This window comes from Thermodesulfobacteriota bacterium (genome assembly GCA_035325995.1).
In the GTDB taxonomy this organism is placed as follows: Bacteria; Desulfobacterota_D; UBA1144; order Nemesobacterales; family UBA2774; genus JADLGH01.
The window spans coordinates 1-24,782 of the sequence record DAOKYU010000012.1 but is presented as its reverse complement, the minus strand read 5'-3'; the positions used below and the strand labels follow the sequence as shown (position 1 = coordinate 24,782).

Annotated in this window: 26 protein-coding genes; 14 read left to right on the top strand and 12 right to left on the bottom strand. The window is 59.0% G+C overall.

Annotated features, from left to right (window positions below):
* Positions 1-85: 85 nt before the first annotated feature.
* From PKC29_13505 to PKC29_13485, 5 genes are all read left to right on the top strand, one after another.
* On the top strand, positions 86-529 hold the full coding sequence (locus PKC29_13505) for a DUF433 domain-containing protein (protein HML96434.1): 444 nt from the start codon (positions 86-88) through the stop codon (positions 527-529).
* Positions 465-938, top strand: coding sequence for a hypothetical protein (locus PKC29_13500; GenBank protein ID HML96433.1), 474 nt, complete (start codon positions 465-467; stop codon positions 936-938). The genes PKC29_13505 and PKC29_13500 overlap by 65 nt, the downstream gene beginning before the upstream one ends.
* A gap of 43 nt (positions 939-981) precedes the next feature.
* Positions 982-1,953: a nodulation protein NodZ gene (locus PKC29_13495; protein HML96432.1), complete on the top strand. Its 972-nt coding sequence runs from the start codon at positions 982-984 to the stop codon at positions 1,951-1,953.
* Positions 1,954-2,041: 88 nt separating this feature from the next.
* Entirely contained in the window at positions 2,042-3,439 is a 1,398-nt protein-coding gene (locus PKC29_13490) for a bifunctional enoyl-CoA hydratase/phosphate acetyltransferase (GenBank protein ID HML96431.1), read from the top strand.
* Positions 3,440-3,462: 23 nt separating this feature from the next.
* Positions 3,463-4,644 carry an acetate/propionate family kinase gene (locus tag PKC29_13485; GenBank protein HML96430.1) on the top strand — a complete coding sequence of 394 codons (1,182 nt, stop codon included), beginning with the start codon at positions 3,463-3,465 and terminating at the stop codon, positions 4,642-4,644.
* A 53-nt stretch (positions 4,645-4,697) separates the two neighbouring features.
* Here PKC29_13485 and PKC29_13480 read toward each other — a convergent pair whose 3' ends face one another.
* Positions 4,698-5,315 (bottom strand): tetratricopeptide repeat protein, encoded by a 618-nt coding sequence (locus tag PKC29_13480; GenBank protein ID HML96429.1) that lies wholly within the window; start codon positions 5,313-5,315, stop codon positions 4,698-4,700.
* 285 nt (positions 5,316-5,600) lie between these two features.
* On the opposite strand from PKC29_13480, the gene PKC29_13475 reads away from it, so the two are divergent.
* The 4 genes from PKC29_13475 (at position 5,601) to PKC29_13460 (ending at position 9,683) form a co-directional block, all read left to right on the top strand.
* Positions 5,601-6,881 carry an ATP-binding protein gene (locus PKC29_13475; GenBank protein HML96428.1) on the top strand — a complete coding sequence of 427 codons (1,281 nt, stop codon included), beginning with the start codon at positions 5,601-5,603 and terminating at the stop codon, positions 6,879-6,881.
* A 30-nt stretch (positions 6,882-6,911) separates the two neighbouring features.
* The gene (locus PKC29_13470; protein HML96427.1) at positions 6,912-8,285 is read left to right on the top strand and encodes a sigma-54 dependent transcriptional regulator; all 1,374 of its coding nucleotides are present in this window, start codon (positions 6,912-6,914) and stop codon (positions 8,283-8,285) included.
* Between the two features lie 104 nt (positions 8,286-8,389).
* Positions 8,390-9,028: a peptide-methionine (S)-S-oxide reductase MsrA gene (msrA, locus tag PKC29_13465; GenBank protein ID HML96426.1), complete on the top strand. Its 639-nt coding sequence runs from the start codon at positions 8,390-8,392 to the stop codon at positions 9,026-9,028.
* A 94-nt stretch (positions 9,029-9,122) separates the two neighbouring features.
* Positions 9,123-9,683 carry a CAP domain-containing protein gene (locus tag PKC29_13460; GenBank protein HML96425.1) on the top strand — a complete coding sequence of 187 codons (561 nt, stop codon included), beginning with the start codon at positions 9,123-9,125 and terminating at the stop codon, positions 9,681-9,683.
* Here PKC29_13460 and PKC29_13455 read toward each other — a convergent pair.
* On the bottom strand, positions 9,661-10,437 hold the full coding sequence (locus PKC29_13455) for a cyclase family protein (protein ID HML96424.1): 777 nt from the start codon (positions 10,435-10,437) through the stop codon (positions 9,661-9,663). The two genes, PKC29_13460 and PKC29_13455, sit on opposite strands and share 23 nt — an antisense overlap.
* Before the next feature lie 46 nt (positions 10,438-10,483).
* Here PKC29_13455 and PKC29_13450 point away from each other — a divergent pair, with 46 nt between their 5' ends.
* Positions 10,484-11,476 (top strand): aldo/keto reductase, encoded by a 993-nt coding sequence (locus PKC29_13450; protein HML96423.1) that lies wholly within the window; start codon positions 10,484-10,486, stop codon positions 11,474-11,476.
* A 15-nt stretch (positions 11,477-11,491) separates the two neighbouring features.
* Here PKC29_13450 and PKC29_13445 read toward each other — a convergent pair whose 3' ends face one another.
* The 4 genes from PKC29_13445 to PKC29_13430 form a co-directional block, all read right to left on the bottom strand.
* Positions 11,492-12,481 carry a 3'(2'),5'-bisphosphate nucleotidase gene (locus PKC29_13445; GenBank protein ID HML96422.1) on the bottom strand — a complete coding sequence of 330 codons (990 nt, stop codon included), beginning with the start codon at positions 12,479-12,481 and terminating at the stop codon, positions 11,492-11,494.
* Positions 12,482-12,540: 59 nt separating this feature from the next.
* Positions 12,541-13,149: a CPBP family intramembrane metalloprotease gene (locus PKC29_13440; protein HML96421.1), complete on the bottom strand. Its 609-nt coding sequence runs from the start codon at positions 13,147-13,149 to the stop codon at positions 12,541-12,543.
* A 24-nt stretch (positions 13,150-13,173) separates the two neighbouring features.
* The gene (locus tag PKC29_13435) at positions 13,174-14,064 is read right to left on the bottom strand and encodes an MBOAT family protein (GenBank protein ID HML96420.1); all 891 of its coding nucleotides are present in this window, start codon (positions 14,062-14,064) and stop codon (positions 13,174-13,176) included.
* Positions 14,065-14,163: 99 nt separating this feature from the next.
* Complete coding sequence (locus PKC29_13430) at positions 14,164-14,802, bottom strand: TetR/AcrR family transcriptional regulator (protein ID HML96419.1); 639 nt, start codon at positions 14,800-14,802, stop codon at positions 14,164-14,166.
* A gap of 186 nt (positions 14,803-14,988) precedes the next feature.
* On the opposite strand from PKC29_13430, the gene PKC29_13425 reads away from it, so the two are divergent.
* Together PKC29_13425 and trxA are read left to right on the top strand one after the other, a co-directional pair.
* Positions 14,989-16,503, top strand: coding sequence for a TolC family protein (locus tag PKC29_13425; protein HML96418.1), 1,515 nt, complete (start codon positions 14,989-14,991; stop codon positions 16,501-16,503).
* Positions 16,504-16,602: 99 nt separating this feature from the next.
* Entirely contained in the window at positions 16,603-16,932 is a 330-nt protein-coding gene (gene trxA / locus PKC29_13420) for a thioredoxin (protein ID HML96417.1), read from the top strand.
* A 44-nt stretch (positions 16,933-16,976) separates the two neighbouring features.
* On the opposite strand, the gene PKC29_13415 is transcribed toward trxA, so the two are convergent.
* A complete protein-coding gene (locus tag PKC29_13415) occupies positions 16,977-17,678 on the bottom strand; it encodes a hypothetical protein (GenBank protein HML96416.1) in 702 nt (233 codons plus the stop codon).
* 147 nt (positions 17,679-17,825) lie between these two features.
* Here PKC29_13415 and PKC29_13410 point away from each other — a divergent pair, with 147 nt between their 5' ends.
* Positions 17,826-18,026 carry a hypothetical protein gene (locus tag PKC29_13410; protein ID HML96415.1) on the top strand — a complete coding sequence of 67 codons (201 nt, stop codon included), beginning with the start codon at positions 17,826-17,828 and terminating at the stop codon, positions 18,024-18,026.
* A gap of 646 nt (positions 18,027-18,672) precedes the next feature.
* Positions 18,673-19,662, top strand: a complete 990-nt coding sequence (locus PKC29_13405) for a hypothetical protein (protein HML96414.1) — start codon at positions 18,673-18,675, stop codon at positions 19,660-19,662.
* 203 nt (positions 19,663-19,865) lie between these two features.
* Here PKC29_13405 and PKC29_13400 read toward each other — a convergent pair whose 3' ends face one another.
* From PKC29_13400 to PKC29_13380, 5 genes are read right to left on the bottom strand one after another with little or no spacing between them, the layout of a single operon-like run.
* On the bottom strand, positions 19,866-20,555 hold the full coding sequence (locus PKC29_13400) for a cyclase family protein (protein HML96413.1): 690 nt from the start codon (positions 20,553-20,555) through the stop codon (positions 19,866-19,868).
* A 46-nt stretch (positions 20,556-20,601) separates the two neighbouring features.
* Positions 20,602-21,132: a shikimate kinase gene (locus PKC29_13395; GenBank protein ID HML96412.1), complete on the bottom strand. Its 531-nt coding sequence runs from the start codon at positions 21,130-21,132 to the stop codon at positions 20,602-20,604.
* Entirely contained in the window at positions 21,125-21,754 is a 630-nt protein-coding gene (locus tag PKC29_13390; protein ID HML96411.1) for a riboflavin synthase, read from the bottom strand. Before PKC29_13390 ends, PKC29_13395 begins: the two co-directional genes overlap by 8 nt.
* 1 nt (position 21,755) lies before the next feature.
* Positions 21,756-22,241 (bottom strand): signal peptidase II, encoded by a 486-nt coding sequence (gene lspA, locus PKC29_13385; protein ID HML96410.1) that lies wholly within the window; start codon positions 22,239-22,241, stop codon positions 21,756-21,758.
* Between the two features lie 34 nt (positions 22,242-22,275).
* Positions 22,276-24,507 carry a hypothetical protein gene (locus tag PKC29_13380; protein ID HML96409.1) on the bottom strand — a complete coding sequence of 744 codons (2,232 nt, stop codon included), beginning with the start codon at positions 24,505-24,507 and terminating at the stop codon, positions 22,276-22,278.
* Positions 24,508-24,782: the final 275 nt, after the last annotated feature.

The following is a 24,782-nucleotide window of genomic DNA, read 5'->3' as shown; positions in this document are numbered from 1 at the left end:
ACAGGAGCGCCCGCTTTCTTTATCTTTTATAAATCTGATAGAGGCTTATGTGCTCGCTTCGATTCGCAGGAAGCATGAAATATCCATGGCGAAAGTCAGGAAAGGTCTGAATTTCATTTCCTCGCAATTTGGTTCCAGTCATCCTCTGGCCGACAAGGAGTTCGAAACCGACGGAATAGATTTATTTTTGCGCGAGGCGGCCGTGGTATATAACCAGGAAGGCCAGATTATCCTAGCCGACGTGATCAAACAATACTTGAAAAGGATCGAGCGCGACATTCACGGTCTTCCTATAAAGCTTTACCCATTTTCGGGAAGGGGGGAACCCGACGAGCCGAGGTTCATCTCGATCGATCCCAGAATTTCTTTCGGCAGGCCGATGCTGGCTCGAAAAGGTATCCCCATAGAAATCGTCATCGAGCGGTACGGAGCAGGCGAATCGATCGATGAGTTAACAAATGATTATGAATGCAGCCAGGAAGAAATCGAGGAAGCGCTCAGATACCGGATATGGAAAGAGGCCGCCTGAGCAGCTAGTTTTCTTCCTCGACCGGGCCTTGGGCAAGCATAAAGTAGCGAATATCTTACTTAGCAGTCAGGACAAGTATGAAGGCATTGAGATTGTAGTGCATTGTCTTGATGATCATTTCCCTCCGGATGCGGCTGATGAAGAATGGCTGAGACATGCCGGTGAGAACAGCTGGATAGTTATTACCAAAGATAAAAAGATCAGATACAGAAAACCTGAATTCGAGATGGTTCGTAGGCATAAAGTCCGTATGTTTACACTCACCAGCGGCAACATAACGGCCGAAGAAATGGGCGAGATTTTATCGAAATCCATACCTGCCATCGGTAAGTTTGTAAGTGCAATGCAGCCTCCATTTATCGTGACTATATCAAAAACCGGAATTTTAAGAAAAATAGAGATGGATTAATCTTACTCCCCCTCGGGAAATAGAGGCGATGTTCTTTTTCAATTTGTTGACTAGAGGACGCTTTATCATCTCCCGGAGGAACTCGGGGTTCGGCGACAATCTCCTCGCCGCGGCGAACGCCTGGCGTTACGCCCGTGCGGCGGGGAGGAGCCTCGTCATACTATGGACTGATTCGCGTTATCTCGGCGACCCCGGAGAGAACGCCTTTCCGAGATTCTTCGCGGTCCCCGAGAACATCGGCGGGGTCAGGGTTATAGTCCCCGACCGCGTGGACGCTCTTTCGAGGCTTTTGCTGAGGGCGATGTTCGCCATCTCGCCCCGTCCCGACGCCCGGCTCTTCAGGGCGCGCATGCTCTCGGCGCTCGGAATGGACGGGGACGGCACGGCGCTCAAGCGGGAAAGCGAGAGGAGGGAGGCCGAGATAGACGCTATAGTGAAGGACCTCTCGGGCGTGAAATCGCGCGTGCTCGTCACGCAGGGCTGCTACGGGCCCGGGGACGAGCTGAAGCCCTTTTTCGACGCCATTCGTCTCGCGCCCCGTCTCGCCGGGATCGCCGACGATTTCGCAGAGAAGAATTTCGCCGGGAGGAAGGTTACGGGGGCTCACGTGAGATATTACGGCCCGCACCTCCCCCGGTCGGCCCACACGCCCTACTGGAGCGAGTGGGCGCCCGGGATCAAGGCGTGCATAGACGGGATAAATAAAGCGCGGGGGATGGCGGGCGGCGGGGAGGGGGTCGTATTCCTTTCGACGGATTCCCGGCCCATCGAGGAGCTCCTGACGCACTCTATAGGGGGCGTCGTTACGTATCCAAAGCCCTTCGGGAGCGACTTCGGCGGCGAGCTCCACGACGAGCTGCCCGCCGAGACGGCGGAGGCGAGCGCGGTGGAGATGTTCCTCCTCGCGAAGAGCGACGTTCTGTTCAGGTACCCGCCCGGATCGTGGTTTTCACACTACGCGAGTCTTTACGCCGGGAGGGTTCTTACCGTCCTCCCGCCCGCGCGGGACAGGTAGAATTTTCGTCTTAACTTCCATTTCACACATATCCTGAATACTTATAAGGGCGGCGGGGGATATAATTTATTTACAGGAGCGGCCATAGATGACGGAAGGCACGATCACCAACAAGACTTTCGACGAGATAAAAATAGGCGATACGGCGAGCATAACGAAGACGCTCGGCAGGGACGACGTCGAGAAGTTCGCCGCTCTTTCGGGCGACATGGACCCCTGCTACCTGGACGAGGGCTTTGCGGGGAAGCATAACTCCGGGAAGCTAATAGCGCCGAGCATGTGGTGCGGGCTCCTGGCGTCAGCCCTTTTGGGCTCGGAGCTCCCCGGCCCGGGGACGCAGTACGTTTCGCAGAGCCTCGATTTCATAAAGCGCATAGCGTCGGGGGATACGATTACGCTCACGATGAAGGTGGCCTCGAAGGAGGACGAGACGGGGAAGGTCGATTTCGACTGCGTGTGCGTGAACGGCGAGGGCGAGACCGTGATGACGGGGACGGCGGCCGTTATCGCGCCGCGCGAGAAGATATCCGTCGAGCGGACGGAAGGGCCGGAGATAATAGTCAAGACGTTCAACAAGTACGAGAATTTCGTCCAGAAGTGCAGCGTGCTCGAGTCGCCGCTTACGGCCGTCGCGCACCCCTGCGACGAGTCGTCGCTGACGGCGGCCGTAGAGGCCTGGAAGGAGGACCTGATCGTCCCCGTCCTCGTGGGGCCGGTGGAAAGGATAATCAAGATCGCCAAGGAGCACGGGCTGGACATATCGGGTCTAAGGGTCGTCGACGCGCCGCACAGCCACGCCTCGGCGGCCGAGGCGATGAGGCTCGTGAGGGAGGGGGAGTGCGAGGCGCTCATGAAGGGAAGCCTTCACACGGACGAACTTATCGCGGAAGTGGTGAAGTCGGACACCGGGCTCAGGACGGAGAGGCGCATAAGCCACGCCTTCGTCATGGACGTCCCGACATACCCGAAGACGCTTATAATCTCGGACGCGGCGATAAACATCTATCCCGACCTCGACGAGAAGGCCGACATCTGCCGGAACGCGATAGAGCTCGCGCAGATGATGGGAGTGCCCGAGCCGAAGGTCGCCATACTCTCGGCGGTCGAGACGGTGACGTCGAAGATACAGTCGACCGTAGACGCTGCCGCGCTTTGCAAGATGGCGGACAGGGGGCAAATAGAGGGCGGCATTCTCGACGGGCCGCTCGCCTTCGACAACGCGATAAGCAGGCAGGCCGCGGACATAAAGGGGATAAAATCGGAGGTCGCGGGGGACGCAGACATAATGATAGTCCCCGACCTCGAAGCCGGGAACATGCTCGCAAAGCAGCTCACGTACATGGCGAGGGCCGAGAGCGCGGGCGTCGTGCTCGGGGCGCGCGTGCCGATAGTGCTCACCAGCAGGTCGGACTCGCTCAGGTCGAAGCTCGCGTCGTGCGCCATCGTGGCCCTCATGGTGCACGCGAGAAAGCCGATCAAGGCATAAATCTGAATCTTTACGGATACCATATGAAAAAACCTGTGCTTGTGATCAATACGGGCTCGTCGAGCATTAAGTTCGCCGTGTACGAGCCGGACGGCGGAGGCGGCCTTACGCTTCGCCGCAGGGGAATGATCGAGGAGATCGGAAGGGAGCCTTTTTATACCCTCGCGGACGGCGAGGGGGCCACGCTTTCCTCGGGCAGCCTCGAAGACGGGACGCGCACGCACGACGAGTGTTTCGGGTGGCTCGAAGGGAGGCTCGGGGACATCCTTCCCGGGGGAGGGCCGTCGGCGGTCGGGCACAGGGTCGTCCACGGGGGGACCGGGTTTACGGGCCCGGTTCTCATCGACGATGGAGTCGTCGCGAAGCTCTCTCGGCTGGAGCCTCTTGCGCCGCTCCACCAGCCGTATAACGTTTCGGGGATACGCGCGATGATGAGGGCGTATCCGGGCGTGCCGAACGTCGCGTGCTTCGATACGTCGTTTCACAGAACGCAGCCCGGGCTCGCGCAGATGTTCGGGCTCCCCATGGATTATTACGAAGCAGGCGTCGTCAGGTACGGCTTTCACGGCCTCTCGTACGAATACGTGCTTTCGCGGCTCGGTGAGATAAGCCCAGAAACGGCCTCGGGGAGGGTCGTCACGGCGCATCTCGGCGCGGGCGCGAGCATGTGCGCCACGCTCGGCGGGAAGAGCGTCGCCACTACGATGGGGTTCACCGCCCTCGACGGTCTGCCGATGGGCACGCGGAGCGGTGGCATAGACCCCGGGGTGATATTCTATTTGCAGAGGGAAAAGGGCATGACGGCCGACGAAGTCGAGGGTTTCCTCTACAAAAAATCGGGCCTCCTTGGCATATCGGGGCTATCGTCGGACATGAGGGACCTCGAGGCGAGCGACGCGCCGGGGGCTAGACTCGCGGTAGACTACTTCGCGTACAGGATAGTCCGGGAGACGGGTTCTCTCACAGCGGCGCTCGGCGGGCTGGACGCCCTCGTTTTCACCGCCGGGATAGGCGAGAACAGCGCTCTCGTCAGGGAGAAGGTATGCGCGGGGCTCTCGTGGCTCGGCGTGGAGCTCGACAGTGAAGCCAACTCGCGGAATGCACTCGTCATCGGCACGGGCAAAAGCCGCGTCAGGGTTTACGTCATACCGACGAACGAAGAGCTCGTGATAGCGACCAAGACTACGGATACGATTTCAGCCTGAGATCGTGGAACGGGTGCGGCAAGGGCCTTAAAACGGATATAACCCCTCGGGCGCTATAACGTGTTCAGCTTTTCGCGGGCCGTCTGTGCCTCGCTCGAATTCGGGTACTTGTCGATGAGGGCGTTCAGGAAGTACTTGGCTTCCTGCTTCCTCCCGAGGTTGATAAGCGCCATGCCCTGCCTGAGATACGCCTCGGGGACGCGCTTGTCTGTGGGGTATGTATCTATCAGCCTCTGGTATTCGAGTATGGCGTCTTCGAATTTTCCGTCGTTGTAGCTCTTGACCGCCCTGGAATAAATCATCGCGGGCGAATTCGAGGGGGGCTCTTTTTTCGCCGCCGCTGCGGCCGAGGCCGAGGCGGCCTTGTCCTTCTTCGCCGCTTTTTTGGCTACTACCTTGTCGACCTTCTGCTTGAGGACGACGTTCTTTTCTTTCATGCTTTCGATATCGCGGGCGAGCTTCGCCTGGCTCGATTCGACGGCCTGGATGTCGGCGTCCATCTTCGAAAGCACGGCATCGACGTCCTTTATGAGCTCTTCCATCCGTGCTTCGAGGGCGGTTTGCCTGTCGTAAAGCTCCTGCACCGCTTCCTTGTTGGAATAGCAGCCGGAAAGGAAAAAGAGAAGAGACGTAATTCCGAGAAAATTAAGCCCGAGACGCTTTATTGTCATATGAACAATAAAAACAGTACCATTCTGAGGGATTATAATCTACCTGAAACTACGGAATAATCCATATGCGTTTCGCGCCGTGCTTATCCGGGAAGGCGGCGTCGGCGCGGGAGAGCACGAACGCGGGATTCCGGTGGACGGGGCCGCCCGCCTTGCCTGAAAATCGTCCGGGACGCGAGTTAATCTATTACGGATACTGAAAAAATCGATATGAGTTGTCAATAAAAACAGGTACAATCACATATATATAGAATCCCCGGGAACCGCGGGGAGGGGCAGGATTTCTTGAGTCTCAGCAAGCAGATAACCCTCGGATACGCGCTGATGTTTCTTTTCATGCTGCTTATCGGAGGGCTTTCCATATACAGTATTTACAACATGGACAGGACCGCGTCCAACATAAGGGGGCGTTACGAAACGCTTTCCACGATATTGACCTCGAAGGAGGAAGGGCAGCAGGGGATCTTCGCCAACCAGATGCTCCTCGAAGCCATAAGGATATCGGACAAGCAGATAAAGTTTTCGTATATTATGACACTGACGGCCGTGGGGCTTACGCTCCTTTTCGGCGTGATGCTGACGGTGTTCATACCGAGGATGATAACGAAGCCGATAATGAGCCTGTTCAACGCGGCGGAGTCGGTGGCGTCGGGGGATTATTCGGTGAGGGTGAAGGCCGGCGGGGCGTCGGGGGAGATCGAGATACTTGCGAAGGCGTTTAACAACATGATCGACAACATCGACCGCAACAGCCGCGAGCTTCAGCGGAAGAACGACGAAATTTTGAAGCTCCTTCAGAAGACGAGGGAGTTTAACGAGCTCCTCGAATTCAAGATCGCCGAGGCGGCGGCCGAGATCGAGGAGAAGCACCGGCAGCTCGCGCATTCGCAGAAGCTGGCCGCTATAGGCGAGCTCGCGACGGGCGTCGCGCACGAGGTCCGCAACCCTCTTTCGGGAATAGGGCTCGCGCTCGAGCTCATGATGGACGAGACCGAGATCGAGGAGCACAGGCAGACGATGAGCGAAGTGCTGCACGAGATATCGCGTCTTGAAAGGATAGTGAAGGGCCTTTTCGATCTCGGGCACCCCAAGAGCCTTCAGCTCATGGAATGCGGGCCGAACGACATCGTCGAGAGGGCGCTCAACCTCGTCGGGAAGAAGGCAAAGGCCAAGGGAGTTTTAATTAAAAAAGAGCTCTCGTGTGCGAATACGTTTTACGTCGACCACGAGCAGATAGAGCAGGTGATTTTGAATCTCCTCATAAACAGCATCGACGCCACGGGCAGTTTCGGCGAGGTCAGGGTAGGGACCAGGTGCGGGAACGGCTCGATAGAGATCGAGGTTTCGGACACGGGGTGCGGAATACCGGACGACGAGACGGAGCGTATACTCCAGCCCTTCTATTCGACGAAGGAGACGGGCACGGGGCTCGGGCTCGCGATATCGAGCCGGATAGTCGAGGCCCACAGGGGGAAGCTCCACATTTCGAGCAAGGTGGGAGAGGGGTCCACGTTTATAGTGGAGATACCGAACGACCTCGGAAACGAGGAAAAGCGCGCTTCGTAGCCGACGCCCGCACACAAGGAACGATTACGAATGAGTTCTCTAATACTTATAATCGAGGACGAAAGGCTCCTCTGTAAACAACTGCACAAGGCGTTGACCCAGGAGGGGTATTCGGTCCTGACGTCGTACGAGGGGAGGGAGGGGATAGAGATCGCGAAGAGGGAGAATCCGGACCTCGTGCTTTTAGACCTCCGCCTCCCGGACACGGACGGGCTCGAGGTTTTAAAGTCCTTCTCGAAGTTCGAGCATCCCCCGACGGCGATAATGATGACGGCGCACGGCAACGTCGAGGTCGCCGTCACCGCCATACGGGTCGGCGCGTACGATTTTATCGAAAAGCCGTTTCCGCTCGACAAGCTGAAGGTCATGGTCCGAAACGCCATAAGGACGAGCGAGCTCAGGAATAACGTGAGCGCCGCCGCGATGCGCGCGCAGGAGAAGTACGGGTTCGATTCGTTCATAGGCGTGAGCGCGCCGGTGAAGGAGATCATAGAGCTGTTCAAGAAGCTGACGGAGACGGACCCGAAGACGATCCTGATCACCGGGGAGAGCGGGACGGGGAAGGGGCTCGCGGCGAAGATACTCCACTATAACGGCGTAAGGAGGCAGAGGCCGTTCATCGAGCTAAACTGCGCCGCGATACCGGAGACGCTTCTCGAAAGCGAGCTATTCGGGCACGAGGCGGGGGCGTTCACAGACGCAAAACACCTGAAAAAAGGCATATTGGAGCAGGCCGACGGGGGGACCGTGTTCCTCGACGAGATAGGGGACATGAGCCTCGCCCTCCAGGCGAAGCTGGTGAAGGCCGTCGAGGAGCGCTCGTTCAGGAGGCTCGGCGGCACGCGTGACATAAGCGTGGACATAAGCGTCATAGCGGCGACGAACCACGACCTCAAGGCGCTCGTAAAGAAGGGGGATTTCAGGGAAGACCTCTACCACAGGCTGAACGTTCTCAGCTTCGAGATGCCGGCACTAAGGGACAGGAAAGACGACATACCGTACCTGACCGATCATTTCGTTTCGTACTTCAACGTCGATCTCAGTAAGAACATCACCGAGATCCCGGAGGAAATCAGGAAGACGTTTCTCAATTACAACTGGCCGGGGAACGTGAGGGAGCTCCGCAGCACGATAGAGCGGGCCGTACTCCTCAGCGAGGACAGGGTGCTTAACCCGAGGTATCTCAAGCTCGAGGACGGCGAGAGCCTGAAGGTGCAGAATTCCGAAGAGAAGATGGTGATAGACGTTCCGATAGAGGACGCGTCCCTATACCAGATAGAGAAGAAGGTGATCATAAAGGCGCTCGACCTCAACAACTGGAACCAGACGAAGACGGCGGAGATGCTCGGCATAACCCGCGAGGTGCTCCGCTACAGGATGAAGAAGTGGGGGCTTTTAAGCTGACCTTTCCCGAAAACCGGTATAAAATTCCGGCTCTCCGGCTATCCTTATAGCATGTATAATCGAGCTTCGCAGCGGTACGTGGCGAAGCCGTGGGGGGGACAATAATGAAAAGAACCGCGCTGCTTTTCATATTCGCTTTACTCGCCGCGTCGCCGCTTGCCGCGCACGTGTTCGCCGAAGACGGGGGCAAGACCGACGCCGGGGAGAAGAAGTACGAGAAGGCGACCTTCGCCGGCGGGTGCTTCTGGTGTATCGAGCCTCCCTTCGACAAGATGGACGGCGTCGTCGATACGATAGCCGGGTACACGGGCGGGACCGTGAAGAACCCGACGTACCGGCAGGTATCGACGGGAGCCACGGGGCACGCCGAGGCGGTCGAGATCATATTCGACCCTGCGGTCGTGAGCTACGGCGAGCTGCTGGACGTATACTGGCTGAACATCGACCCCACGGACGCGGGCGGGCAGTTCGCCGACAGGGGGAGCCAGTACAGGCCGGAGATATTCTATCACTCCGAAGCCCAGCGGAAGGCGGCCGAGGCTTCGAAGAAGAGGCTCGACGAGTCGGGGAAGTTCAAGGACCCCGTCGTCGTCAGGATAACGGAAGCCACGGAATTTTATCCCGCGGAGGAATACCACCAGAGCTATTACAAGAAGAACGAGCTCAAGTACAAGATGTACAAGTACGGCTCGGGAAGGCAAAGCTTCATCGACAAGCATAGTAACGAAGAGTCTTCGGACTGAGCGGTTCTCTCCCGGCGGCCTGTCCGCTGTGGGAGAAAATCGACAGGTGATTTTTCGGGTGATTCCCCGGCCGCCGCCGAGTATAATTTTAAGGATGCTGAAGAGGCTCCTGCTCATTCCCGCCGCGGTGTTTCTGCTGTACGGGTGCGGCGGAAACGAGCTCCGCTACACACTCGCCAACGATTCCTACCGGTGCGAGGACTTCGACGTGATCAAGGAGAAGATGGTAGTCCTCATAAACAAGGCCAGGTCGCAGAGCCGTAACTGCGGGTACAAGATATTCACGCCCGCGGGAAGGGTGGAATGGAACCCGACGCTCGCCCGCGCGGCGCTGGAGCATTCGGTGGACATGGCGACGGGGGACTTCGTAAGCCACGAAGGGTCTGACGGGACGGATGTGTCGGACAGGGTGGAAAAGCTCGACTACGAGTGGCTGATGGTGGGGGAGAACATATCCGTGGGAAGGGAATCGTCCGAGGAGGTGGTGGCGGCGTGGCTGAGGAGCCCCGTTCACTGCGAGGTGCTGATGCAGCCGCGCATCACCGAGATAGGCGGGGCGTGTTTTCACAACAAGGATACGAAGAACAAGACCTACTGGACAGTCGTCTTCGCCGCCCCGAAACCGGGAGGCGTTACGAAGACTCCCCGAGAATAGCTATCGGGCGCACCCATCCGGCGCTCGCTCCCTTTACCTTTATCGGCGGGCAGGCCACCTTGAACCCAAAGGGCGGCAACAGGTCGAGGTTGGTCAGCTTTTCTATCTGGCAGTATTCCTTTTCGATACCCGCGAAGTGCGCCCCCCAGAGGACACTCGCGTCGCCCGTCCGCTTGAACTCCTCCGTCATGTCCTTAAACGGCCTGTCCCATCCGGCAGAATCGGTTCCCATGACCCTGATCCCCTGGTTACAGAGCCAGAGGGTCGATTCCCTGCCGAGGCCGGGGAACGTGCTCCAGTATTCGGGCGTGCCCCAGAGCCTGTCGGCCCCCGTCATGACGAGGACAATGTCGAAGGGTTTCAGCTCGTAGCCGGTTTTATTGAGCGCGGCCTTGAGGTCGCCTGTCGAGATCAGCTCGCCCGGCTTTTTATGGCGCACGTCGATGACGACGCCGTCGCCGTAGAACCATTCGACGGGCATTTCGTCTATCGTCCGGGCCTTTCTGCCCTCGGATACCGGATGGTAGTGCCAGGGGGCGTCCATGTGCGTGCCGACGTGAGTGCCGAGCGTGACGTATTCGTTCGCCCAGCCGAGGCCGCCGGGAAGGTCCTCTCTCTCGCATTCGAGGCGCATTGCGACATATTCAGCCGTGTCCTCGTGACGCTCGTATTTTATCCCGAGCCGCTGGTGCTCGGGGCCGGGCGCGGGCTCGACCTTTATCGAGAGGTCTATTATTCGTTTTTCGGCTGTCATACTGCTATTATATTTCGAATCCCGGTCATTTAAAAGCGAGGTGAAGGTGGCGAAAGGAGACTCGCGGCGGTTAAGGAGGCTCGGGCAGAGCCCGCTCGGAATCTCGCCCGTCGGCCTCGGCACGGTGCAGTTCAGCGGGGGCAGGGGGCTTTCGGGGCTGCTATGGCCGCCGCTCACGGCCGACGACATAAGGGAGATCGTACGGGTCTCGGTCGAGGGCGGCGTGAACTGGTTCGACACCGCCGAGCTCTACGGCAGTGGGGAGTCCGAGGCATCGCTCGCGCGTGCTCTCAAAGCGCTCGGGATAAAGAGGGAGAGCGTCGTCATAGCGGACAAGTGGTGGCCTCTCCTCCGGACCGCCGGGTCGATTACAAAGACGATAGGCGAGCGGCTGTCGCGCCTCGGAACGGACTACATAGACCTTCACCAGGTACACAATCCGTATTCGCTGTCGCCTATAAAGTCGCAGATGAGGGAGATGGCGAAGCTCGCCGATGAGGGGAGAATCAGGTACGTCGGCGTCAGCAACTTTTCGGCCGAGGACATGAGGAGGGCGCACATGGAGCTTTCGCGTATGGGGCTCGCGCTCGTGTCGAACCAGGTGAATTACAGCCTCGTCCGGAGGGAGATAGAGACGAACGGGGTGCTCGACGCGGCGCGGGACCTCGGGATGACGATCATCGCGTATTCGCCGCTCGGGCGGGGAATTCTCACGGGGAAGTTCCACGAGAACCCGGAGCTCCTCGGGACGAGGAATTTTTTCAGGAGGTATTACGGGGCGCTGAGCCGTTCGCACGTAGAGGCGTCGCGGCCGGTCGTCGAGGCGCTCGGGCGCGTGGCGGGGAAGCACGGCGTCACGCTTTCGCAGGCCGCGATAAACTGGGTCATTAATTTTCGCGGCGATGGTGTGGTCGCGGTCCCCGGCGCTACCTCTGTACGTCAGGCCGAAGACAACGCCGGAGCCAAGGGGTTCACGCTCGGAGAGGACGACCTCGCGCTCCTGGACGAAGCGTCCCGGGGTTTCAAGGTGAGGAGCTAGGCTCCCCGGCCGCTCTCAGCCGCCCGTGACTTCCTTCACTGCCGCGAGCACCCTGTCGTGCACGAGGCCGTTCGTGCCTATGACGCCCTTGTTTTCGGAAAGCGTCCTTCCGCGCGAAAAATCGAGCTTCTTTCCCGTGACGTCCGTCACCTTTCCGCCCGCTTCCTCGACTATGAGGGAGCCCGCCGCATGGTCCCATATCTTTTCGGTGTAGTCCTTTCGCGTCGGGAGACGGAGGTAGATCGAGGCGTCGCCGCGGGCGATCACAGCGTACTTGCACTGGCTGTCGATCCTGAGGGGCGGGACGCCGACGCCGAGTATCTCTGCCACGCGGCCTGATTCGTCGTGGGACGAGTGCGCCGATTCGACGGACTCGCATATAGGGGCGAGGGAGGGGTCTGAAATCTCCGAGGCCGAAATCCTCACGGCCTCGCCTCCTTCGAGCGGCCGCATGTAGGCGCCGCCGCCCTTTACTGCCGTAAGCACGCATCCCGTCCCGCGGGCGGGATCGCCGAGGTCGAGCGGGAGGTTAGGGCATCCGAGCACGCCGAGGACGACCTCGCCGTCCTCTATCAGCGCGAGCGCGACGGCGTACTGCTCACCGCGGAGGAAGCCTTTCGTCCCGTCTATCGGGTCGAGTGTCCAGAACCTTCCCGACGGTCCGCCATCGTAATTTCCAGAATCTATCGCACCGAGTATGCCGTCCTTCGTCGCGCCGGGGGCTATGGCGCTTACGTATTCGAGCACCTGTGCCGAGAGCGTCTCGCCTTCGGGCGTTCTCAGGTCGGAGGAATCTTCTTCGCCCGCTATGGGGACGTCGGGGAAGGCATTTACGAGCTCGCCGCATATGACCGCCTGTGCGCCGAAGTCGGCGACGGTCACGGGCGACTTGTCCTTCTTCGTCATGGATTCGGCCGAGACGAGCGCGGACTGGACGTTCATGCAGAGCCTGCATGCGTTCGCTACCGCGTGGACGGCGGCTTTTAGCTCGGTTTCGTAGCTCATTTCTTTCTCCTTTGGGGTTAATTCCGACAGCGGCGATTATATTACCATAACGTCGGCCGTCAGCCCCGGGCGGGCCTCCCGGTGAGGAAGAATCCGCGCCTGCGGTTCAAGGCGAAGACCGTGAATCCGAGGACGTCGTGGGCGGCGTGGACGGCCGCAGTGACGAGGAGCGAGCCGGTGTAGAGGTAGAGCGCGCCGAGGACCGCGCCTTCCCACACGGCCCATACGGAGAAGAGGGCGAGGCGCTTCCGGGCGATTACGTGGAAGAGGCCAAAGAGTATCGACGAGACAAGGACGGCGTAGGCCGGTCCCGAGCCCATGAGCTGAACCATCCCCTGGAGCACGACGCCGCGGAAGACCGTCTCCTCACCCGCGGCTAGGAGGCCGCCTGCGAGAATCTCGGGCGCACGCTGGCCGGTGAAGTAGTCGGCCATTTGCATGTACGTCTTTATGAATTCGTTTCTGAAAAGCGCGGCGAGAATGATTACGAGAACGAGGTCGGAGGCGAGTATGACGGCGAGGCCGAGGGCGAACCCGGGAATAAAATTGACTGCCCCGGGGGACTGCCATTCGAGGCCGAGGGCGTATTTCAGGGCGAGGGCGAGTGCCGCCAGCGCAAGCGCGAGGACGACGGACAGGAGGAAATTTTTCTTTACGCTGAACAGCATGTGTCGGTCCCCCGCGGCCGCTTCCTAGAGCGCCCCGGCCGCCCTCATGAACGGTATGAAGGCGTGCTCTATCGCGGGCGGGTGGAATAGAAGAAGGACCGGCGACAGGACGAGGGCAATCGTGAATGCGCGCCCCCTCGGCCCCGAGGCGAGCCCGGCCCTTATGCCCGCCCGTGATTTTTCGAGTATAACCCCCGCAGCCTGAATCGTGAAATAAAGCGTAGGCGCGCCGTACCAGGCGTTTACCGGGAATGACGTTACGAGGTCGTGGAGCGCACCGGAAAAGAGGAACGCCGCGATCACAGCGGGGGCTAGCCCCCACCTCCTGGCGGCGGGCCTGAAGACGAATTCGCTGTCGATGTTTTTAAAGGCGAGGTTCCATCTCCGGCTCCAGAAATCGGACGGGGAAGACGCCAGGAGCGGCGAGCGCATTATGGGCACGGCGTCGGCCCCGAGGCTCCTCCACGCGAGCGAGAGGAGGTGGAACACGCCGAAGAAGGTGAGGATGAGAAAGCCTGTGAAGCCGACGTAGCCGCCGGTGAGCGCGTGGGACTCGTGCACCTCGCGGGCGAGGAGCCAGAATATTGCGCATCCGAGGGCCGTTTTCAGAAGGGCCGCCGCCCACTCGCCCGCGCGTGGGACCCGGGGCAGCCGTGATTCGTCGAGGAACCTCGCGGCGTCCATGCCGACCCAGAGGAATACGTAGCCGAGGGCGCGGCAGAGCCCCGGCCTTACGCCGCTCGAGACGGCCCTTTTGAGCGTCAGCCACTTGAACCCGAAGAATATGGAGAAAGAGAGGGCGAAGACGAACCCCCAGGCGGGGATGAAGGGGCGCGCGAATACGACGGACAGCGCGAAAAGCCCGGCCAGCGGTATCCAGTCGGCGATGTTTGTTTTCGTGACCGTCTCGTTCATGTGCGCGGGATTAATGTTAACACACGCGGATGCCGCCGGGCGGGGCGTTTCGCGATTACCGAAACAAGGGAATGGGCTTCTTTATAATTCGGCCTGTCGTCAGCCGGCCTTTATGCCGTTAAGGAATATGCCGACGAACGTGGCTATGAGCTGCTCCTGGTCTATCTTGCCGCGCTTCTTTTCGCCGAAGAGCTCCTGGGCGATTATCTGGTTCACGACCATGCCTATGAAGGCCTTGGATGCGTAGAGCGGGTTTACGTTGCGGAGCGCGCCGTCCTTTATGCGGGTTTCTATATAGTCGCAGATGAGCATGTTGATGTACTCGACGTAGGTTTCGAAGAACATGTCGGAGAGGTCGTGCCCTTCGAGCGCGCTGAAATGGAGGAGACGCATGAAGGACGGGTCCTTCCCGCATCTGTCGAACATGCGCGTCGCTATCGCCGTGAATACGAGGGCGTCGTCCTTGGAATCCTTGTGGGTTTCGAGCGTTATCTCAATTCCCGGCTCCTCGAAGATTTTCTTTTCTATGATTGTGCCGTAGAGGTCGCGCTTGGTGGAGAAGTGGCGGAAGATGAGGGCTTCGTTGACCTCGGCCTTTTCGGCGATTTCTTTTGTGGTGGTCCCGTTAAAGCCCTTCTCGGCGAAAAGCTTTATCGCCGCCTCGAGGAGCTTGTCTCTCGTGGTGGATTTTTCGCGCGCCTGCGGCGCCTCTTTTTCGAGGGCTTTATCTGTTGACATTAATGCTCTTCCCGGTAGGATGTAAGTAAGTAATTACTTACAACGTACCCGTCGGCGTCCGGCGTGTCAAGCTTGAGATTGGCCGCGTAACCGGACATTCTATTACGGACAAATTCTAGTATATATTTTTATTTCTTGCATGAAAAAGCGGCAGCCTGACATCCGTTCAATCTCTAGGAGGCGTGGATGACCAAGACTCTCCTGATTCTTCTTTTCACTATTTCGGGGACGGGGGGGGAGCTCGATCTCACCCTCGGCGACGCTATAAAAATAGCGCTGGAAAACAACAGGGACATACAGATACAGAAGCAGAACGTCGTCGTATCCGAGGGCGAAATAAAGACGCAGGAAGGGGCGTTCGACCCGCTCTTTAACCTCGTCTCGTTTTACAACGACGGCGAGACGCCGCAGCTCAGCACCTTCATACCGAGCGGGGCCATCAGGCAGAAGCAGTTCAGCCTGGAAGCCAACGTGGAAGGCATACTGCCCACGGGAACGTTCTACAATCTCTTTAACGTCCAGACGACGCGGACGGACACGAATTCGCCTCTCGAAGACCTGAGCCCCAACTGGTTTAACAACGTCAATTTCAGCATAGGGCAGGAGCTCCTGAGGAACTTCGGCACGGACGTGAACAGGGCGTTCGTCGTAACGGCCAAGAGGTCGAGCACTATCTCGCAGAAAGAGCTTGAAAAGAGGGTGGCGCAGGTGCTCCTGGAGGTCGAAAGGAGATACTGGCTTGTGGTCGCCGCCAGGAAAAACCTCGACCTCGAAAGGACGGCCCTCGACCTCGCGATCGACCTTAAGGAGAGGAACAGGATACAGGTGGACGTGGGCGTTCTTCCGCCCGTGGCCGTGACGCAGGCCGAGTCGGAAGTGGCGGCGAGGGAGGTCAGCGTGATAAGGGCCGAGAACGAGCTCCAGGCGGCGCAGGATAACCTGAAAAATGTGCTGGCCATGGACCTCGCCATAAGAATCTCGGCCGTGGACGAGCCGACGACCGAGGTCAGGAAATTCAGCGAGGAGGAGTCGCTCGGCATAGCCTACGAGGAGAGGCCCGAGATGGAGCAGGCGGAGCTGGAAATAGAGAACCGCGAAACGCTAAGGAAATACTATTCCAACCAGAGGCTGCCGAGGCTCGCGGTCGAAGGAAGCGTCCAGCTCCAGGGACTCGGCGGCGACGAAAACCCCAACAGGCTCAGCTTCGAAGAGGAGCCCGAGCCGATTCCGCCCCAGTTCGACAGCCCGAGCGACGCGTTCAACCAGATCTGGGGGGCGGATTTCACGACGTGGCAGATTTTAGGGGTGTTCTCCTATCCGCTCTTTAACAGGACTGCTCGCGGTAATTACGTAAAGGCTTCGGCGGAGCTCGACAGGAGCGTTATCGCGCTGAGCCAGACGAAGGACAACATCGCCCTCGACGTCAGGAGCGCGATAAGGCAGATAGAGAACAGCCTCCGCGCCATAGAGGCGGCGAAGGTGTCGATACAGCTCGCGGAAGAGGTCGTGAACAACGAGCAGGAGCGTCTTAACGTCGGCATAGGGACGACGCGCGAGGTGCTCGAAGCCCAGAGGGACCTTATCGACGCCGGCGTGAGGGAGATTACGGCCATTACGAGCTACAACATAGCGCTCGCCGAGCTCGATTACGCCAAGGGGACCATACTAGAAGACAGAGGGGTGAATGTCGGGGGGAAATGAGGGCTTACACCGGTTAGATTGGGCGCCGCGCCCTTTTGTTATGACACCGCCGGAAAGTCTGATATAATAATTTCAAGTTAACGAGAAAGGAGATTTTACATGGCCAGCAATGGAATTATCGATCTCAGCGATGCGAATTTCGAAACGGAAGTTATAAAAAGCGAGACGCCTGTACTGGTGGATTTCTGGGCGCCGTGGTGCGGGCCGTGCCGGGCGATCGCTCCGAGCGTCGAGGAGATTTCGGCATCCTACGCGGGCCGTCTCAAGGTCGGAAAGCTGAACGTGGACGAGAACCAGCAGACGACCATGAAGTTCGGAATAAGAAGCATCCCCACGCTTATCGTCTTTAAAGGCGGCCAGGCCGTAGAGCAGATTATAGGCGCCGTCCCCAAGGGCGAGATAGAAAAGGCAGTCGGCAAGGCTTTATAGTAAGCCGCTGCTCCCGAATCGGGCCGCGCCGGGGCCTCATGACCCTATTTGACGGGGGCGGCCTTGAGCTCCTTTTCGAGCCCCGAAATCCTGATATCTATTTCGTGGATTTTCCTGCACTTCTTTACGAGTGCGTCCGGGTTTCCAGGATTTAGCGAATCCCCGCCCGCGTTTTCAGCATCGCCTTCGGCTTCGGGGACGTCCTTGAGCACGCCGGCCACTTTCTTCCTGTCGAATACGTATACCGTTTCGCGCTCGCCGTCTATCCTGCGTGAGGCCTTCTTCACCGAGAGGCCCGACTTGCCGAGCACCCTCCCGAGCCACTGGAGGTTCTGCCCCTTTTTTTCGGAGTCGGGGATGAGCTCGTCTACCTCGTCGTAGAGGGCTTTCGCGGTTATCTTGAACTGCTTCGCCGTATCTTCGAGGAGAAGGCTTTTCAGCTCACCGGTGGATATCCTCCTCAGCACCGTAAAGACCGATTCCTTCCATTTATCGGGGAGCGAGTCGTCTTCGGCTTTTCTGTCCTTTCCGTCTCCAGAGTTGTTTATGAAGCCGAGTCCGCCCGAAGGCTCCCAGGATTCGTAGGTGAGCTTCCCTAACTCTTTTATGAGAATCTCCCTCTCGGCCTTGAGCTCGGTGATGTGAATCCGTATCTTCTGCCGGCTTATCAGTACCCTGGATTTTTCGTTGACCGTCGAAAGGCCCTTGTCGAGCCTGACCTTGAGCTTGTCGAGAAATTCGGTCACTGGCTTGCCCTCCTATCCGGACAGTATATATCGATTCCGGCGGGGGTGTAAAGCTCGTGCGTCCCGAAGGGACCGCGATTTGCATAAAACGGGGGAAGTTGGATATATTCATCATTTTATTGTGAAATCCTGACCAAGAGGTGCCGGATGTACAAGAAGGGATTGACGGTGGTTCTGACCCAGCCGATAGAAGGGAAGAAGGACAGGTTCGAGAAGGGCCTTAAGGGGACGATAGTCGAATCGTTCGAGCTCGCTCACGGGAAATCGTACAGGGTGCAGTTCGTAGACGGGAGGGTGGCGAGGTTTCCGGAGGAGCTGATGAACCAGGCGATAGAGGTTTTGGGGTGAGGGGGGGGACGGAGGGAGGCCTATATGATTTGGGTGAGTTTGTAACGAGTTATTTTGAGCTTGATTCTGACGTCGCCGCTTCGATTGTTTACTGCTGGGGGTCTCCAGTGGCTGAAGGGGACGTTCTGAGCTGGCTGGTAAGGGCGGTGCAAGTGTTTTCTACTTTTGCCTGACCACACACGCATGTGTGATTTACGGCGTAGCACCGAAGTTGCTGAAACCACGTGAAGCGCGTCTGATGATAATGGCAACGACGCTGCTACTTCGAATGTCAGCGGACACAGTCCGCCGGGCCGGACACGTAGTGTCTTTTTTCGGCATAGCGCTGATGATGCCGAAACCACCTGAAGTGCGTCGGATGGTAATAGCCATGCGCTGCTACTTCGATATCCTGCACGCGTGGCGTGACACCCCCCCCATTTTACAAAGGGGGAGGAGTTTTTGATGTATCGTAGTGTAATGCGCACGACCCGTCGTGAGCGGCCGCTGCACACTTCCCCGGTGTCGTTGCTTCTGCAACTATATACACCGCCTCGAAACGCTTTCTCGTTTGACGACCCTGTAATTCAGGCAGTATAGTTTTTTTTAATGGTTTAGTACTTGATTAATCTGAGCATCGAAATAGAAGAAGCACGGGAGGATAATCATGATTAGCGTTATTAAGCCAGTCTCAGGGGTGGTGTCTCTCGTGATTATCCTCTCGGTGTCGGCTATGTTTCAGACCGGCTGTGATTCCTCGGAAGGTCAGGCCGAGCTCGACGGCCCTACGCGGATCAACCACTACGTCCAGACAGCGCGGTCAGGAAGCCTTGTGCCTCAGGAGGGAGACGAGGGGCTTTACACGCTTATCATGGAGCAAGTGCCGTTCGAGATTTACGGCGTCATATTGGAGCCGGAAGTCGACACGCGCAGTGCGCCGTTCAATGCGTTCGCGAGGCATTTCATCCCCATGACCTCGGAGAGCGGCTTCCCTGTTTCGGTGTTAAGGGTGGGAGGAGGGCTTCCCGAGCCCGCCTCCGTTACTCTCGAGCTGCTTAACATCAGCTACGACGCCGATAACAGGACCGCCATATACGACGTGCGCGTGCTGCCGGACGAGGACACGCCCGAGAATCTGACCGTGCTACAGGCGAGGGGCATCGAGGACGTCCCGGAGTCGTTCGATTCGCCGACTCTCGCTACCGCGGGGGGGATAAGCCACGACTGGCATTATCAGCCCCACGTGGGAGACAAGCTCGGCAACGGAGCTGAAGCCAGCTTCGAATCGCCCTTCGGGAGAGGGACTGTCGGCCTTGCGAACTCGAGCTCGCACGACGTATCCCTGAAAGTCGAACAGACTGTAGGACTGGGGACATGGGAGCTGACGTTCACGATGAAGCCGGGCGCATCGATACCCTGCGCTTGGTTTTCGGGCGCTTGGGGGTTCAGAGTTACGTCCGGCTCGGGCGGCGGCTACGTCGAGATAACGAGGGACAAGAGCGTCGCGTGCGGCGATTTCCCGCTCAAGCACTGCTCGGACAGCGAATTCGACGGATGCACGAACAAGCTCGGCGTCTTCGGAGGCGAAGACTGGGACCAAGAGGGGCTTGAAGGCATCGACGGAATAGTGCAGGTGGCCGGGGGAATAGTGCAATAATCCGTGTGCGCGGCGAGTTGCCACGGATAGACGGGCTCGGGCGCGCTCCCGCCTTCGTCGAGACCGCGTCGGGACAGGTCCGGCTTCGCAAACATGCTACGCCGGGACAGGCAGCGCGAACGGGATAGGTTGTGCTGCCGGATTAAGCAGAATAGTCTCGGTAGAATTCATAAAACACACTATGTGTGTGCGACCTCCAGTTCCTAGACGGGCCTTATGAGCGCGCGGGCGGGGGCCCCGTCGCAGTTGTCTATCTTTATCGGGAGGCAGACCATTTCGTAAAGCCCGGGCGCGGTGCGGGAGAGGTCGAGCCCTTCTATGACCCATATCTTGGCCGAGAGGATTATCCTGTGCACTTCGGCCATGTTGCCGCCGTAGCCGCCGATGGAGAGGTAATCCACCCCTATCGTGAGCACGCCCCTGTCTACGAAGTAGAGCGCGGCCTCGGTCGTGAGGAATACGTAGGATTCGTCGAAGGGTTTACGGTCCCACCTTTCGCGGGAGTTGCGGGTTTTGAGGAGTATGCGCTCGCCCTTTTTAATTTTATGCGCCCGGAGCTCGTCGACCTTGACGGAAACGGGGTCATCGATCTCTATGACGCGGGCGTTGCCGACGACCGCCGAAAGCGGCATTTCGTCTATGCCGTGCCGGAGGTTCGTGAAATGGGACGGCGCGTCCATGTGCGTCGCCGTGTGGACAGACATGGACAGGGCCGAAAGCGTGCAGTCGTCGCCGTCTTCTATATCGGAGAGCCGGAGTATCCTGACGGGCGGATCGCCGGGCCACGTGACCATGCCGTCCGATATGGGTACCGAAATATCCATCCAGTCGTCTGATTCGAGCCCGGGGCCGTTTTTCGCGCTGCGGGGTTCTTTCGGGGAGCCGGTGTACATATCCCTTTCATTTTAAACGATTTTAGGGATGTGGCAACGGGGGCGCTCATTTTGCGCCGCGGGGGGCGAGGAGGCGGACGATTTCGTCGGCTATGTCGCCGGGGGCTCGGCCGTCGGTGGTGACCGTGGCGTCGGCGAGCTCGTAGAGGTGCGCCCGCGCCGAGAGGAGCTCCTTTATCCTTTCGAACGGATTTTCGACCCGGAGGAGGGGGCGGGTTTTACTGTGCCTTACCCTCTCGTATATCGTTTCGGGGCTCGCCCGTAGGTAGACGACCACGCCGCCCTTTCTCATCGCGTCCATGTTGGCGGGCCTCGTGACGGCGCCGCCGCCCGTGGAAACGACCTGTCTTTCGCCGCCGGCGAGGCGGGCCAGTATGCCGGATTCGAGCTCCCTGAAGCCTTCCTCGCCCCGCGCGGCGAATATTTCCGTAACGGTCATTCCGGCTTCGGTTTCGGCAAGCTTGTCGGCGTCGCGGTATTCGTAGCCGGTCTTCACGGCGAGCACCTTTCCGACGGCCGTTTTGCCCGCGCCCATGAAGCCCACGAGGAATATGTTTTTTACGGGGATGTCAGTCATCTGAAGGCTGGTAAACGGAGTTCTGTCCCCTGGCGCCGGTCGAGAGTTTTTCGACGTACTTGGCTATTATGTCGCACTCGATGTTGACGCGGCTGCCGGGCCCGAGGCCGCCGAATGTCGTCTCGGCCAGTGTGAAGGGGATGATATTCACCGTGAATTCGCTTCCCTCGGCGGAGTTGACCGTGAGGCTTACGCCGTCCACCGCGACGGAGCCCTTTTCGACGACGTATTTCGCGAGCTCTTCGGGTATGGAAAACCTGAAGACGTACGAGCCGCCGGACTTCGTCTTCGAGACGACCTCGCCGACGCCGTCCACGTGACCGTTGACGATGTGTCCGCCGAGCCTGTCGCCAGATTTGAGGGCGCGCTCGAGGTTGACCCTGGAGCCCGGGGCGATTGCGCCGAGGGTCGTCCGGGAGAGGGTTTCGTGCGAGGCGTCCACGGTGAATTCGTTGCCGCCTAACGTCGTGACGGTGAGGCACGCGCCGTTTACTGCTATGCTGTCGCCGAGCGCGGCTTCGCCGAGATCCATCTTCCCTACGGATATAGTGAACGTGGATTCCCCGTCTCTTTTGTCGACGGACTTTACGACGCCCGTGTCTTCGACGATGCCGGTGAACATCTTACTTCCCCCGTTTGAGTATGAAGGTGTCAAGCAGTATGAGTATAACACCTATGGTTATCGCTGAGTCGGCGATGTTGAAGGGGGGCCAGTGGAGGGCCGGGTCTCCGAACCAGTGAAAGTCGAGGAAGTCGGTGACGTAACGGAGCCTGAACCTGTCTATGGAGTTGCCTATCGCGCCGCCGAGGATGAGCGAGAGCGCGAATACCAGCATGCCGTCGCCTTTTTCGGTGCGGGAGAGGAAATAGAATATGACCGATACCGCCGCTATCAGCACCACAGCGAAGAGGGGCATGCGCACGGCCTGGGGGAGGTCCCTGAATATGCCGAATGCCGCCCCGGGGTTTTGGATGTGCGTGAAGTCGAGGAACGGCAGGACCTCTACCTTGCTGTAAAGGGGAATCGATTTCACGACGAGCCACTTCGCGAACTGGTCGATTACGACGACGATCGATGCAATGAGAACCGCGAGACTGTATCTGTTCATATCGAGGAACGTAAGAGTATATAGGATTCAGATTTTACTTCAATATATTTTGTTCGGAGCGGTTTATCCTTCCGAGGAAGTCGGCGGCGTAGGATTCGTCGCGGGGACTGAGGGATGCGAGCTCCCGGAACACGGCGGCCGCGCCTTCGTAGTCACCTTCGGCAAAAAGGGACGTGCCCAGGAGGCGGAGGTTCTCGGACGCGAGCCTGTCCGACGGGAGGCCTAGGTAGCGGGCGGTTTCGAGGTAGGGGACCGCCTTCGTGTGCTCGCCGGCGTTGAAAAGCTGCCTACCGATAAGGTAGTAGGCCGGGGCATAGCCGGGGGCGCCCTGTATGGCCTCTTCCATGGCTATGGCCTGAAGGGCCCTGTCGCGGGTGGCGAAGAATTCCCTTGCGCCTTCTTCGGCCGAGCCGCCTTCCCTGATGGCCGAAATTTTTATGTCGAGCTCGCGCTGGACGTCATCGGGGAGATAGCGCTTTTCGATGCCGTCGAATATTTCGAGCGCGGCGTCCGTGTCTCCCGCCTGCCAGAGGGCGTTGGCTCTCAGGTTCGAGAGTACGATGCGGTCCACCTTCGAAAGCCCGGCCGGCTGACCGGCGATCTCGATAGCCCCCTGGTAGTCGCCCGAGTAGTAGGCGGAGTAGGCGAGGCCGTTAATCAGCATCGGGTCGTTTTCGTCGTACCCTCGCGCCTCGGAGAATATCTCGCCTGCCCTCCATAAGTTACCGGCGGCATAGTTGGCGAAGGCCTTTTCCTTGAGCGCGGCGACCTTCCTCGCACAGACGGCTCCGAAGATGCCGGGGGCGTCGAACCGGGCCTCGGCCATTGCGGCGGCCTCGGGCGGCGTGGGCACTGTTTCGAGGAACGCCTCCCATTCGGCGATGAGCTCGCGGAGCGGCTTGCCGTAGGCGGAGAAGTCGCCGCTGCCGTAGACCTTCTTGTATGTTTCGATGCCGTACCGGTCTATGAGATACCTCGAAAAGGAGCCCATGAGAGTGTAGCTCACGCCGGGCGAGGCGTACCAGAACCCGAGCCCCGTGATCGATTCGATGTCGGGGGCGAGCCCGGCCTCGATTATCAGCTTGGACCATTGATGGGGCGTGAAATCGTCACCGCTCCAGTCGGCGGCGACGGCGAGCCCTTCGAGGAGCCCTATTTTCGGGCTTATTTTGAGGAACCGGTGGCCGAAGTCGGCGGACATGACGTGGACAAGCTCGTGTTTCAGGACCTGGTGCGGGTAGGAGTCGTAGACCAGGTGTATCTCCTTGTGTATCGGGTTTGCGATGGTCGTGTCGCCCGCGCCGACGACGCGCTTCCGGGTTTGGGCGTTCGGGTAGATGTAGGAGCGAATCTTGTCGGCGGAGTTGACGTCGAGGTATTCGGCGAGCTGGGCGTAGCGCCATTCGTGCTCGTCGGCGATGAGATCGATGTGCCTGGCCGCGGGCGAGCCGGGGTCGTAGTAGATTACGAAGTGGCTGGTTTCGATGGAGGCGGGGAGTATCTCTTCCGTGATGTATTCGCGGGAGAAGCTGATGCCGAGCTCGGACCTGTAGACGTGCGCCGCGGCGAGGAGCGCGACGAGCGCTATCAGCTTCACGAAGTCCCACGCACCGATACGGCTGTAGCCGAGGCCGTTCGCTATGGAGAGCAGGGCGAGGAAGAGGCAGCCCCAGAGGACCGTAATCGCCCTGGCCGCGAGGAGTGTGGTCGTCACCGGGAGGACTGCGTCGTAGATCGGGCCCGGGAAGAATCCGAAGACGGGGTTATAGACGAAGAGGGACGGCTCGCTGTAGAGGACGTAGAGGGAATAGACTATGGTGCCGATTATGATCAGCGCCCCGACGATGAAGCCGCGCCGCCGGAGGAGGAAGCCCGTCAGCATGCCGAGGGAGGCCGAGAAGAAGACGCTTACGCACGTTATAAGGAGGTAGAACACCGCGCCCTCGCGTATGTTGCAGTCGTCTTTTATCAGCGAGCTCACGAGGCCGACGAGGAAGACTGCGATGAGCATTATGATGTTGATCATGAATACGGCCGAGACGCGGTCGGAGAGGCGGCGGCCCGCGGAATGGCTCTTCTGGTCCCTGTCCATGATTTCGGCGGACATGAAGACGGAGATCAGCGAGAGGGCGAAACCCATAATGGCCGAGTACTCGAATCCGAGGACTCCCGCAAGTGGGAGGAACGTTACGAGGACGGCGGCCACGATAGCGAGCCCGAGTGGTATGAGTACTATGTTCGAGAGGAGTATTCGTTCGAAATTCATGTGCGATGTACCGAAGGATTATATTTTAACATCAGTATGGAGGGGAGGGGGTTCGAGTGTTCGTTTCTTCAGGAAAGGCGGAGAAAGGCAAAACAGGTGAGCTGGCTGGTGGTGGAAGTGTGGCAGGTGGTAGCAGCGATAACTCTGCTACTTCGAAAGCTGGTGGAGGCTGCGAGTGTGGCGGCCTTGCGGGGGACGTTCCGAGCTAGCTGGTAAGGGCGGTGCAAGTGTTTTCTACTTTTGCCTGACCACACACGCATGTGTGATTTACGGCG